This window comes from Hahella ganghwensis DSM 17046 (assembly GCF_000376785.1).
Taxonomy (GTDB): domain Bacteria; phylum Pseudomonadota; class Gammaproteobacteria; order Pseudomonadales; family Oleiphilaceae; genus Hahella; species Hahella ganghwensis.
The window spans coordinates 1-13,051 of record NZ_AQXX01000117.1; the positions used below are offsets into that span (position 1 = coordinate 1).

At 47.9% G+C, this 13,051-nt stretch carries 11 protein-coding genes, 1 tRNA gene and 1 pseudogene; all 13 read left to right on the forward strand.

The window, feature by feature from the left end:
- A pseudogene (locus F566_RS36345) lies at positions 1–287 on the forward strand (IS4 family transposase); the annotation flags it as partial.
- A 79-nt stretch (positions 288–366) separates the two neighbouring features.
- The gene (gene folP, locus F566_RS0114525) at positions 367–1,203 is read left to right on the forward strand and encodes a dihydropteroate synthase (RefSeq protein WP_026180019.1); all 837 of its coding nucleotides are present in this window, start codon (positions 367–369) and stop codon (positions 1,201–1,203) included.
- Positions 1,204–1,222: 19 nt separating this feature from the next.
- Positions 1,223–2,557, forward strand: coding sequence for a phosphoglucosamine mutase (gene glmM / locus F566_RS0114530; RefSeq protein ID WP_020407730.1), 1,335 nt, complete (start codon positions 1,223–1,225; stop codon positions 2,555–2,557).
- 106 nt (positions 2,558–2,663) lie between these two features.
- Positions 2,664–3,410, forward strand: coding sequence for a triose-phosphate isomerase (gene tpiA / locus F566_RS0114535; RefSeq protein WP_020407731.1), 747 nt, complete (start codon positions 2,664–2,666; stop codon positions 3,408–3,410).
- A gap of 12 nt (positions 3,411–3,422) precedes the next feature.
- The gene (gene secG / locus F566_RS0114540) at positions 3,423–3,803 is read left to right on the forward strand and encodes a preprotein translocase subunit SecG (RefSeq protein WP_020407732.1); all 381 of its coding nucleotides are present in this window, start codon (positions 3,423–3,425) and stop codon (positions 3,801–3,803) included.
- A 33-nt stretch (positions 3,804–3,836) separates the two neighbouring features.
- Positions 3,837–3,922 (forward strand) — tRNA-Leu (locus F566_RS0114545).
- 224 nt (positions 3,923–4,146) lie between these two features.
- The gene (rimP, locus tag F566_RS0114550) at positions 4,147–4,599 is read left to right on the forward strand and encodes a ribosome maturation factor RimP (RefSeq protein WP_026180020.1); all 453 of its coding nucleotides are present in this window, start codon (positions 4,147–4,149) and stop codon (positions 4,597–4,599) included.
- Positions 4,600–4,617: 18 nt separating this feature from the next.
- The gene (gene nusA, locus F566_RS0114555; RefSeq protein WP_020407734.1) at positions 4,618–6,111 is read left to right on the forward strand and encodes a transcription termination factor NusA; all 1,494 of its coding nucleotides are present in this window, start codon (positions 4,618–4,620) and stop codon (positions 6,109–6,111) included.
- A gap of 25 nt (positions 6,112–6,136) precedes the next feature.
- On the forward strand, positions 6,137–8,749 hold the full coding sequence (gene infB, locus F566_RS0114560; protein ID WP_020407735.1) for a translation initiation factor IF-2: 2,613 nt from the start codon (positions 6,137–6,139) through the stop codon (positions 8,747–8,749).
- Between the two features lie 61 nt (positions 8,750–8,810).
- Positions 8,811–9,230 (forward strand): 30S ribosome-binding factor RbfA, encoded by a 420-nt coding sequence (rbfA, locus tag F566_RS0114565; protein WP_020407736.1) that lies wholly within the window; start codon positions 8,811–8,813, stop codon positions 9,228–9,230.
- A 59-nt stretch (positions 9,231–9,289) separates the two neighbouring features.
- Positions 9,290–10,270: a tRNA pseudouridine(55) synthase TruB gene (truB, locus tag F566_RS0114570; protein WP_020407737.1), complete on the forward strand. Its 981-nt coding sequence runs from the start codon at positions 9,290–9,292 to the stop codon at positions 10,268–10,270.
- A 92-nt stretch (positions 10,271–10,362) separates the two neighbouring features.
- Positions 10,363–10,632 carry a 30S ribosomal protein S15 gene (gene rpsO, locus F566_RS0114575; protein ID WP_020407738.1) on the forward strand — a complete coding sequence of 90 codons (270 nt, stop codon included), beginning with the start codon at positions 10,363–10,365 and terminating at the stop codon, positions 10,630–10,632.
- A gap of 290 nt (positions 10,633–10,922) precedes the next feature.
- On the forward strand, positions 10,923–13,031 hold the full coding sequence (pnp, locus tag F566_RS0114580) for a polyribonucleotide nucleotidyltransferase (protein WP_020407739.1): 2,109 nt from the start codon (positions 10,923–10,925) through the stop codon (positions 13,029–13,031).
- Positions 13,032–13,051 lie beyond the last annotated feature (20 nt).

A 13,051-nucleotide genomic window follows, 5' to 3' on the forward strand; every position in this document is an offset into this window, starting at 1 on the left:
TGCTGTGCTACAACATCATAAGGCGAGAAGCATCGATTGCGGCGGTAAGCTTTGATCGAGCCCCGTCTGACATTCGCTTCAAACCAGTGTGTGATTATATTGCTGTTCAGTTAATTGTGATGGCGGCTTCCAATCCGATATCTGGAACAGGTCGGCGCTTGTCAGAGTTAAGATCGGGAATTAGTAGTCTGTTTTTGGAGAGGCGTCCGAGGCCTACGACACCTCGGACGGTTAAGATATCAAAGACCCGATATCCAGTAGATCGCAATGCTGCTCCTCTTAAGTGAACAGCATTGCGGTATGTCCGGGTCTTTTTATTTGTGGCGCTACACTGAATTTATTTTTTCTTGTATTGGTGACGGTTTCATGCAAATAGAATTTCCCCATAAAACTCTAGGCTTATCCGATCCTTGTGTGATGGGAGTATTGAATGTTACCCCTGATTCTTTTTCTGATGGTGGTCGTTTCAATCGGGTTGATGCAGCTCTTCGGCAAGCTGAAAAAATGGTCGAAGAGGGGGCTGCATTTATTGATGTCGGTGGTGAATCGACCCGGCCGGGGGCTGCCGTTGTTTCAGAATTAGAGGAGTTGAATAGGGTTTGTCCTGTGGTTGAGGCAATTTGTCGTGAGCTGGATGTCATTGTTTCGCTGGACACCAGTACTCCGGCAGTTATGCGCGAAGGGGTCGGGCTTGGCGCAGGCATGATAAATGATGTGAGGGCCCTGGAGAGAGAAGGGGCTGTTTCTGTGGCCGCAGAAGTTGGAGTGCCTATATGTCTTATGCATATGCGCGGCACTCCTCAGACAATGCAGGATGATCCACGCTATGTTGATCCCGTCGAGGACGTGAAAAAATATTTGCTGGAAAGAGTTGATGAGCTTAGAGCGGCTGGAGTGCCCAAAGAGAAGCTCGTCATTGATCCTGGTTTTGGTTTTGGTAAGACGCTGGAGCATAATCTTCGCCTTCTGGATCGAATTGCGGACTTTGTGGCTTTAGGGTTTCCGGTTCTAGCGGGAATTTCACGTAAGAGTATGCTGGGAGCGATAACTGGGCGGGAAGTTGGAGAAAGGTTGTCAGCGAGTCTCTCTGCTGCCGCATTGGCTGTGTATAATGGCGCTCATATAGTTAGGGCGCATGACGTTGCAGCGACAGTGGACGCAATTAAAGTGGCGGCAGCTGTCCGGAGGTCGCGAAGCGAATAGAATTATGACGAGGTGGTAAGTGGGTAAAGAGTTTTTTGGTACCGATGGTATTCGTGGCAAAGTTGGTGAAGGAGTGATTACGCCTGAGTTTATGCTGAAGCTTGGGTGGGCAGCTGGAAAGGTTTTTCGGCAGGAAGGAAAGCGAAACAGGGTTTTGATTGGTAAGGATACTCGCATATCCGGCTACATGTTTGAGTCTGCCTTGGAATCCGGGTTGGCGGCCGCTGGAGTTGATGTAGCAATGTTGGGGCCTATGCCTACTCCGGCTATAGCGTATCTAACGAGAACTTTTCGGGCCTGTGCTGGTATCGTGATCAGTGCTTCCCACAATCCTCATTACGATAACGGGGTTAAATTCTTTTCCGCGCAAGGGACCAAGCTACCTGATGAAGTGGAGCTGCAGATAGAAGATTACCTCCGTCAGCCCATGCAGGTATGTGACTCCAGTATGCTGGGTAAGGCGGCAAGATTTGAAGACGCAAAAGGTCGATATATCGAATTTTGTAAGAGTACAGTGCCCTTTAATATTTCACTGTCAGGATTGAAGATCGTTTTGGATTGTGCTGACGGGGCAACGTACCAAGTGGCGCCTAGTGTATTCAGGGAGCTTGGAGCCAAAGTTGAAACCATGGGGGTCAGTCCTGACGGTTTGAATATAAATCATCAGGTTGGTTCAACGCACCCTGAAGCGTTGGCGGCGAAAGTGCTGGAAAGTGGGGCGGATCTTGGTATTGCATTTGATGGTGACGGCGATCGAGTGGTTATGGTGGACCACAAAGGCGAAATCGTTGATGGAGATGAGTTGATCTTCGTTATCGCCAGAGATAAGCAGGATAAGGGGAGGCTTAGTGGCGGTGTCGTCGGAACCTTGATGACTAATTTTGGTGCGGAGCTGGCCTTTCAGAAGCTGGGGATTCCTTTTGTCAGGGCAAAAGTGGGCGACCGTTATGTTATGGAAATGCTCCAGAAGAATCAGTGGGCCCTGGGGGGAGAGGGGTCTGGTCATATTGTTTGTCTGGATTGTACAACCACTGGTGATGGGGTTATCTCTGCTCTTCAGGTGCTGGTTGCAATGGTTAGTCAGGAAAAATCTCTGAATGAGCTCAAACAGGGAATGGCTAAGTTACCTCAGCATATGATCAATGTGCGTGTCGCAAATAAGGTTGATGTGGAGATTGATTCAATCCAAGCGGCAGTTAAGGTAGCTGAAGAACAGTTGGCTGGCAAAGGACGTGTTCTGTTGCGGCCCTCGGGAACCGAGCCTGTGATACGAGTGATGGCAGAGGGGGAAGACGAAGGCCTGGTTGTTGCCGTAACTCAGGAGCTGGCCAAGGCCGTTGAGAAGGCTGTTTAAAGTCTGTTTTGTCTCGTTTTTATATGTTGGTAGATTGAGATAATCCGCTTGTATCTTGATACTACTTTCGGTAGTATTTGCGCCTCGCTGCGATCTGGGAGATAAAATGCGTTCAAAATTGGTGGCTGGAAACTGGAAGTCCAACGGTAGCTTGGTGTCAAACAAGTCTCTGTTGAGTGCTCTTAAAGAGTGTTCCATTGGGCCTGATGTGAACGTATTGGTTAGTCCTCCTTTTGCGTACCTCTCAAGTGTTGTTGAAGACTTGAAAGGAAGCAGGATCGAAGTTGGGGCTCAGAACTGTTCGGCCTATAATAGCGGAGCCTTCACTGGAGAAGTGACGGCAGAAATGCTAAAGGAAGTTGGTGTCGAGTGGGTCATTATTGGGCACTCCGAAAGACGTGCATTGTTCGGTGAGCGTAATGAGGATGTTGCGGCTAAAGTGTCGAAAGTTTTAGCCGCTGGCCTCAGGCCGATTGTGTGTGTTGGTGAGACGCTTGATGAGCGGGAGAATGGGCGTGCTGAAACTGTTTGTATCGAGCAGTTGGACGGCGCCATGGCTGAAGTGAAAGTTGATGAGCGGTGGGTGATAGCGTACGAACCAGTATGGGCTATCGGTACCGGTAAAACTGCTTCAGCAGAAGACGCTCAGGCGATGCATAAAGTGCTTAGGGCTCATATTCGGACAGTTTGCGGTGATGTCGCTGAGAAAGTCGTAATTTTGTACGGCGGCAGTGTGAAGGCCTCAAATGCTGAAGAGCTATTCGAGCAAGAGGATATTGATGGTGCGCTGGTAGGTGGTGCGTCATTGAAGGCCGAAGAATTTGCCGCAATTGTTTCTGCGGCGGGTAATTAAGGTGGATGTGTAATGGAGTTGATCGAAACTCTGGTTGTGGTGGTACATGTGATTGTCGCCGTAGGTGTGATCGGTCTGGTGCTGCTGCAGCAAGGTAAAGGGGCCGACATGGGTGCTGCATTTGGTGCAGGCGCTTCCCAGACACTTTTCGGGTCTCAGGGTAGTGGCAACTTCTTGACCAAAATGACATCCTTTTTGGCTATAGTGTTTTTTATTAGCAGTTTTGCGCTTGCTTTTTTTGCCAAGCAAAAATCTGAGAATATTGCGCAACAGGATTTTATTCCGCAGGTGATCGAGAGTGCGCCAGAGCAGGAAGTTCCTGCGCTGGATGAGGCGACAGCTCCTCCTGCTGAAGAAAACGCGGCTGACGAAAGTAAGCCGGTTTTAGAATAAGCGACTCAGTTCAGGCTGGTCGTTAATAGAATTGCCGAAGTGGTGAAATTGGTAGACACGCTATCTTGAGGGGGTAGTGACCTCTGGTCGTGCCGGTTCAAGTCCGGCCTTCGGCACCATCTTTTGAATACAGGCGCATTGCGCCTGATGTATCCCCGCTCAGGCGTTGCCTGATTTGAGCGTAGCCTATATAATTTGTCGCGCTGTTCCTGTGGGAAGCATGTTGTAAAAACCCCTTTTAGAAGGGGTTTTTTATTAGCTGTTAAAAAAAACAGCGTTCAGGATGGGCTTTAGGCCCATTTTTTGTTTGAGTTTTCAGCTATTTAAGCTGATGGAGGTCTTTTTGGCACGACAAGATCGGCTGATCGAATTGTTGCGACCTGTTGTCGAAGGTTTAGGCTATCTCTTTTGGGGGATAGAATATCTGGCGCAGGGGCGAAGAAGTGTCTTGCGTGTTTTTATAGATAAGGAAGAAGGCATTACTGTTGAAGACTGCGAAGCAGTTAGTCGACAAGTAAGTGCAGTAATGGACGTCGAAGATCCGATTTCTGGCGAATATACACTCGAAGTATCCTCACCGGGCTGGGATCGGCCTTTGTTTGAGGAAAGTCACTACAAAGCTTACGTTGGATCAGTCATAGAAGTTCGCTTACAGACGCCTTTTAATGGGCGGCGCAAGTATAAGGGGACTCTCACCGCAGTAGAGAATTCTGAAGTAGTAATGCGGGTGGACGATGAAGAGTTCACCTTCCCACTGGAAGTTATCGATAAAGCGAATATTGTGCCGCAGTATTGATGGGGATACGGGGTAAAAATGAGTAAAGAAATTTTATTGGTTGTTGAAGCCGTCTCAAACGAAAAGGGCGTTGATAAAGAGGTCATCTTTGAAGCGATTGAGCTTGCATTGGCGACCGCGACCAAAAAGCGTTACGAGGACGAAGAAGCCGATATTCGTGTCGATATTGATCGTAAAACCGGTGAGTACAGAGCCTTTCGCAGGTGGCTGGTCGTCGATAACGATGCAGTGCCGGCCCTCGGTACAGAGCTGACCTTTCAGGAAGCTGAAGAGATTAGTTCTGAATTGCAGCCTGGTGATATCCATGAAGAAGAAGTTGAAGCAGCAGCTTTTGGTCGAATTGGTGCCCAGGCTGCTAAGCAGATAATCGTTCAAAAAGTACGGGAAGCTGAGCGCAGCAAAATTGTTGACAGCTATCGAGAGCGTGTTGGCGATCTGGTTAACGGCTCTATCAAGAAAGTGACCCGGGATAATATTATTGTAGACTTGGGAAATAATGCAGAAGCCCTGCTGCCTAAGGATCAGTTGATTGGTCGTGAGACTTTTCGTGTAGGTGACAGAGTTCGGGCTTTACTTCTCGAGATCCGAATTGATAACCGTGGTCCTCAGTTGATGCTGAGTCGTTCCAGTCCTCAAATGCTGATGGAGCTGTTCCGGATTGAAGTTCCGGAAATCGCCGAAGAGGTCATCGAGATTAAGGCTGCAGCACGGGACCCCGGTTCCAGAGCGAAAATAGCAGTTAAAACCAATGACGGCAGAATTGATCCGGTTGGTGCCTGTGTTGGTATGAGGGGATCCAGGGTTCAGGCTGTTTCCGGAGAGTTGGGTAACGAGAGAATCGATATCGTGCTGTGGGACGATAACCCTGCTCAGTTGGTTATCAATGCTATGGCTCCGGCAGAAGTGGCATCCATCATTATTGATGAAGATACCCATACAATGGATGTTGCTGTATCTGAAGACAACTTGGCAATGGCTATCGGCCGAAGTGGTCAGAACGTGAAACTAGCTGCTGAGTTGACAGGCTGGGACATCAATGTGATGACCGAGGAAGAAGCAGGTAAGCAGCAGGAAGAAGAATTCGGGAAATTTGTCCAGAATTTCGTTGATCAACTTGATGTCGACGAAGAATTGGCTGAGTTCCTGGTGTCGGAAGGTTTTACCTCTTTGGAAGAGGTGGCCTATGTGCCGATGGAAGAGATGCTCGCAATTGAAGGTTTTGATGAGGACTTGGTTTCTGAGCTACGTAAGAGAGCCAAAAATGTATTGGTTAACCAGGCCCTCGCCAGTGAAGAACAGTTGGAAAAGTCTGAGCCTGCCGAAGACCTTCTGACTATGGAAGGTATGGACAAGCACTTGGCGTTTGTCTTGGCCAGCAAAGGAATTACAACAATGGAAGATCTGGCAGAACAGGCAGTAGATGATCTCCTGGATATCGAAGGGGTAAATGAAGAGCGGGCTGCACAGTTAATTATGACAGCACGTAAACCCTGGTTCGAAGATCAGCAGTAAGATAAACGGGAGACAGGAGACAAGCATGGCAGAAGTTACAGTAGAACAGCTTGCCCGGGATGTTGGTGCTCCCGTGGATCGTCTGCTAAAGCAGATTGAAGATGCGGGTTTAAACCAGCGGAGCGAGAAGGATTTAGTGACTGATGATGAAAAGCAGCAACTGCTGGCTTTTTTGAAAGAAAGTCATGGCGAATCCTCGGCTGAGCCAAAGAAAATTACATTAAAGCGTAAAACCACCACTACTTTAAAAGCCGGGCAAAATCGTTCGGTTAATGTAGAAGTGCGCAAGAAGCGGACCTACATAAAGCGTAGTGAAGTATCACCTGATGCGGAAGCAGTGAAGGAAGAAGCTGTTCGAGCAGAGGCTGAAGCAAGAGAAGCTGAAGAAAAAGCGGCGGCGGAAGCTGCTGCCAAGGCCGCAGAGGAAGCAAAAACTGCTGAAGAGCCGAAGTCCACAGAAGAACTCAAGGAAGAGGCTGAGGTAGTGGCAAAAGAGGAAGATAAGGATGTCAGCAAGGAGACTCTGAAAACAGAAGAAACTACAGCTCCTGATGTGGCTGAAAGCGCGGAAGAGAAAACTGAAACTCCGGCTGAGAGCAAGGAAGATGCCGAAGAGGGTGATGGTTCTGCGGATGATAAGGGCGAGAAGAAAAGTAAGCATCGCCGGCATAAAGAGGAATCAGAAGGGCGCGAGCTGGATGCTGAAGAGATCAAGCGTCGCGAAAAGCATAAACCCAAGCCGGTTCCTCAAAAGCCAAAAGTGAAAGCTGTTGCTGTTGATGATGGTCTGGAAGAAGAGCTTGAAGAGCAAACACTTGCGGCTCCCAGAAGGGTTCGTCAAAAACGTAAGAAACACAAGGGGCCTGTGGACAAGTCTTCAGGGCCAATTGTAAGAGAGGTTGTTATTCCGGAAACTATTACTGTATCTGAGCTGGCGCAAAAAATGTCGGTGAAGGGGGTTGAGGTTGTCAAGAAACTCATGTCAATGGGCGTCATGGCGACAATCAACCAGCCAATAGACCAGGATGTGGCACAACTGGTTGCTGAGGAAATGGGACATAAGGTGAAACTACTGCAGGAAGATGCGGTAGAGACAGAAGTTCTGGATTCCATTTCCTATGAAGGGGAATCTACTACCAGAGCACCAGTGGTTAGTGTAATGGGCCATGTTGACCATGGTAAAACTTCCCTGCTGGATTATATCCGCCGGGCGAAAGTTGCCGCAGGCGAGTCCGGTGGTATTACCCAGCATATCGGTGCATACCATGTGGATACTCCTAAGGGTATGGTGTCGTTTCTGGATACTCCAGGGCACGCAGCGTTTACCGCAATGCGGGCAAGGGGTGCGCAGTGTACTGATATCGTTATTCTGGTTGTTGCAGCCGATGATGGTGTAATGCCTCAGACAGAGGAAGCTGTCCAACACGCGAAGAGCGCAGGAGTTCCTCTGGTTGTTGCGGTTAACAAAATGGATAAGGAAGAAGCCGATCCGGATCGTGTGAAGAGTGAACTGGGTGCCTTGGATGTTATCCCTGAAGACTGGGGTGGTGATATCCAGTTTGTGCCTGTTTCTGCTCACACTGGTCAAGGTATCGACGAGCTGCTTGAAGCTGTTCTTCTACAGGCTGAAATGCTTGAGCTCAGTGCTGTACCGAATGCACCTGCCAAGGGTGTCGTCATCGAGTCCAGTTTGGATAAGGGGCGTGGATCGGTAGCAACTGTTTTGGTACAGAACGGAACTCTTAATCAGGGCGATATCGTTCTAGCCGGTGATTGCTACGGTCGCGTTCGTGCCATGATTGATGAGAATGGGAAGCAAGTGCGAGAAGCCGGGCCCTCCATTCCCGTGGAAATTCTTGGTTTGAATGGTACTCCTGATGCCGGTGACGAATTCTTTGTCGTAGGTGATGAGAAGAAAGCTCGTGAAGTGGCGGAATTCCGTGCCAGTAAAGAACGTCATACCAGATTGCAACGCCAGCAGACTGCTAACCTTGAAAATCTCTTCGAGAGTATGGGTAAAGGCGAAGTTAAAGAACTCAACCTTATTGTCAAAACTGACGTTCGTGGGTCTTTGGAAGCTTTGTCTGCAGCCTTGAATGATTTGGGCAACGAAGAAGTGCAGGTGAAAATAGTCGCCAGTGGTGTCGGTGGTATCACTGAAACAGATGCTAACCTGGCACTTTCTACCAGCGCCATAGTCATCGGTTTTAATGTCCGTGCTGACGCATCTGCCAGGAAGATTATTGAGAAAGAAGGCATCGAACTGCGTTACTACAGTGTTATCTACAACATCATTGATGATGTGAAGAAAGCTCTGACAGGTATGCTTGCGCCAGAATACCGCGAAGACATTGTAGGAACCGCAGAAGTTCGTGACACCTTCAAGAGTCCCAAGTTTGGGCAAGTGGCTGGTTGTATGGTCACTGAAGGAGTGGTTTACCGGAATAAGCCTATACGTGTACTGCGAGACAACATCGTTATCTTCGAAGGTGAGCTGGATTCTCTACGTCGATTTAAAGATGATGTTGGTGAAGTGCGTTCTGGTACAGAGTGTGGTATCGGGGTTCGCAACTACGAAGTAAAAGTAGGCGACGTGATCGAAGTATTTGATCGTGTCCGGGTTGAGCGCTCACTTTAACCCGTACCCTAGGGCAATATAGGCCGGAGAATAAAATTCTCCGGCCATTTAAGGTATTTTTATGGCGCGTGAATTTAGTCGCCTGGATCGTATAGCCGACCAGATCCAAAAAGATCTGGCTCAGTTGATTCAGCGGGAGCTTAAAGATCCCAGATTGGGGATGGTGACGATTAATATGGTGAAGGTCAGTAAAGATCTGTCTTACGCCGATATTTATGTCACAGTTCTTAATGTCAGGGATGTCGATGATAAAACAGCTACGGAAGAGTCGTTAAAGGTTCTCAAGCAGGCCGCAGGTTTTTTGCGTGCGGAGCTTGGTAGGGCTATCAAGTTGCGGGTAATGCCTCAATTGCGTTTCCACTACGATGAGACTATTGGTCAGGCTCAGCGGTTGGGTGAACTCATCCAACAGGCGAGAGTTAAAGACGGCCGTCCTGTAGCTAATGCTGATGAAAAGTCTGAAGACGAATCCCAGCAATAACTCTCACTCCATCAACTTTGCGTACGCTCTACAGTAATAAATTCGCAGGTAATCGGTAAATGGCGAAACGTCGCAAAGGTCTTCCTGTCCATGGGGTTGTCGTTTTGGACAAACCTCTGGGCATCACTTCAAATGCTGCACTGCAGAAAGTCCGCTGGTCACTGTATGCCCAAAAGGCTGGCCATACGGGGGCTCTTGATCCTCTAGCTACGGGCGTACTGCCTTTGTGCTTTGGAGAGGCAACCAAGTTTAGCCAAATATTGCTTGAGTCTGACAAGGAATATGTTACCAGGGCTAAGCTAGGTGAAACGACTACAACCTCCGATACTGAAGGAGAGTTGTTGGATCAAAGAGAAATTCCTGCCGATCTCGATACAGGTAGTCTTGAGGTTGTGCTTGATCATTTTCGGGGAGAGATTGAGCAGGTGCCTTCTATGTATTCGGCTCTCAAACATAAGGGAGTGCCTTTGTACAAACTTGCCCGAAAAGGCAAGGAAGTAGAGAGAAAGGTGCGGAAGATAAATATCTTTGAGCTGGAATTGCTGGAGCTGGATATTCCCTATATTGTTCTACGAGTCAAATGCAGCAAAGGGACCTATATCAGGAACCTGGTTGAGGATATTGGTGAAAAGCTTGGGTGTGGTGCCCATGTCGTGGAATTGCGGCGGACAAAATGTGGTCCTTTTTCCTTGGAGCATGCTCAATCTTGGTCCATGTTTGATACTGATGAAAGGGCTTCAGAAGATTTGGTCAAAAAAATTCTGCATCCGGTAGATACTGCAGTGCAGGATTTTCCAAAATTAATCTTGAATCAAGTGGATACGGGCTCGCTTATCAGGGGCCAAACGGTTAAAATATCGCCTCCCGAAATTCCGGACTTGTTGGCCTTAGGGAATTCCGAAAGGAAATTTCCTGTTGTGCTTCGGCTCTATCGTGAGAACGATGGGCAGTTCTTGGGATTGGGAGAAATGAATTTGGCAAATGAACTAAGATCAGTTCGTTTGCTAAGTACAGATGTTCTTAAATTGGATCTGGCCTAAAAGTCTTTTCCATAACGAGAACATACATTAGTTGGTCCGGCTGTTAATATGCATGGTCGGCACCGAATCCAGGCATATTTGGAGATAGTAATATGGCTTTGTCAGCTGTAGAAAAAGCGGAAATTCTGAAAGAATTTCAAACTAAAGAAGGTGATACTGGTTCTCCTGAAGTTCAAGTAGCTCTGTTGACTCATAATATCAACAAGCTGCAAGGTCACTTCCAGTCAAACAAGCACGACCACCATTCTCGTCGTGGTTTGATTCGCATGGTTAACCAGCGTCGTAAATTGCTCGACTACCTGAAAGGCAAAGATGCTGATCGCTACGTAAACCTGATTCAGAAGTTAGGTCTGCGTCGATAAGATTGTCAGGATATTGCTGAAGATAGCGGGGTGTCGGCGAAAGTCGGGACCCCGTTGTTCTATAAGGGGCCTCCGATTTATTCGATGAGCGGTTCTGTACGGAAAGTCAGTGCAGACTATCAGTCGAACAATCGAATAAATCAAAGGTTACCTTGGAACATAGCAATATCTGGCACTGGCAATCCTGACATCTGTCATTCGTACGAGCACAAAAAACCAATGTCCGCATTGGTACAATTTTAAAATATCGAAATTATCACTACTCAAAGTGATTCTCGTAAGGAGTCCAAGTGAACCCAGTTACAAAAACATTTCAATATGGCAATTCCACTATCACCCTGGAAACCGGACGTGTAGCTCGTCAGGCAACAGGGGCAGTGATGGTAACCATGGACAAAACTGTTGTCCTGGTCACTGTTGTTGGTGAAAAAGAGCCGCAAGCCGGACGTGATTTTTTCCCATTGTCTGTTCATTACCAGGAAAAAACATACGCAGCAGGTCGTATTCCTGGTGGTTATTTCAAGCGTGAAGGTCGCCCGTCTGAAAAAGAAACTCTGACCTCCCGTCTGATTGACCGTCCTATTCGTCCATTGTTCGCTGACGGATTTATGAACGAAGTACAGGTTCTCTGTACTGTGATGTCTGTTGATAAAGAGAACGATCCCGATATTGCCTCTATTATCGGTACCGCTGCTGCACTGGAAATTTCCGGTATTCCTTTTAACGGTCCTCTGGCGGCAGCTCGTGTTGGCTATACTGATGAAGAAGGCTACTTGCTGAATCCCAGCTTCTCAGCTCTGGAATCATCCAGGCTGGATATGGTTGTTGCCGGTACTGAAGAAGCTGTTTTGATGGTTGAATCAGAAGCTAAAGAGCTGACCGAAGATCAGATGCTGGGAGCTGTGCTGTTTGCGCATCAGGAAATGCAGTGTGTCATTGCTGAGATCAAGGAATTTGCGCAGGAAGCTGGTGCCGAGAAATGGGACTGGCAGCCAGAGGCTCCCAACACTGTTCTGGCTGAAGCACTTAAAGAGCGCTATTCAGCCGCTATCACCGAAGCATATGGCATCAGTGAGAAGCAGGTTCGCTATGGTAAGCTGAGTGAAATCCGTCAACAGGCAGAAGCAGAGTTTGTCGGAGAAGAAGAAGGTCAGTGCGACGCTGAAGAATTGAAGAAGTACCTCAGCAAGCTAGAAAAAAATATCGTTCGTCAGAACGTTATTGAAGGCAAACCTCGTATTGATGGTCGTGACTCAAAAACAGTTCGTCCTATCAGTGTAGAAGTTGGTGTGCTGCCTGGAGCTCACGGTTCTGCTCTGTTTACCCGTGGGGAAACTCAGGCAATCGTAACTGCTACGTTGGGTACAATGCGTGATGCTTTACTGATTGATGCATTGGAAGGTGAACGTAAGGATCCATTCCTGTTCCACTATAACTTCCCTCCTTATTCTGTTGGTGAAACCGGACGTATTGGTGCCACTGGCCGTCGTGAAATCGGTCATGGTCGTCTGGCGCGTCGTGGCGTTCAGGCAATGATGCCGAATCAGGAAGAGTTTCCATATGTTGTTCGTGTGGTTTCTGAAATCACAGAATCCAACGGATCAAGTTCTATGGCCAGTGTTTGCGGAAGCAGCCTTGCATTGATGGACGCAGGTGTGCCTTTAAAAGCGCCTGTCGCCGGTATTGCAATGGGATTGGTCAAAGAAGGTGAAAACTTTGCAGTTTTGACTGACATTCTGGGTGATGAAGATCACCTGGGTGATATGGACTTCAAAGTTGCTGGTACTAGCGAAGGCCTCACCGCTCTTCAGATGGATATCAAGATTAATGGTATTACTGAAGAGATCATGGAAACTGCACTGAATCAGGCTCAGGATGCACGACTGCATATCCTTGGCGAAATGAATAAAGTGATCTCTGTTTCTCGTGAGAATGTGGCTGATAACGCGCCGAAGATGGTTTCCATCCAGATTGATCCTGACAAGATTCGTGACGTTATCGGTAAGGGTGGAGCGACAATCCGTTCTATCTGTGAGGATACTGGTGCCTCTATCGATATCGAAGACAACGGCGCTATCAAGATCTATGCAGAAACGAAAGTGGCGGCTGATGAAGCTATCTACCGCATCACCGAAATTACTGCAGAAGCGGAAGTTAACAAAGTCTACAAAGGTAAGGTTGAGCGTATCGTCGACTTTGGTGCCTTCGTAAACATTCTTCCTGGCAAAGATGGTTTGGTTCATATTTCTCAAATTGCGCAGGAGCGAGTTGAGAACGTGACTGATTACCTGAAAGAAGGCCAGGAAGTGGTTGTTAAGGTGTTGGATGTTGATGCACGTGGTCGTGTAAAACTGTCCATGAAGGAAGTGACCGAAGAAGAAAAAGCCCAGTTTGCCTGATCGTATTCGGTGTTAAAGAA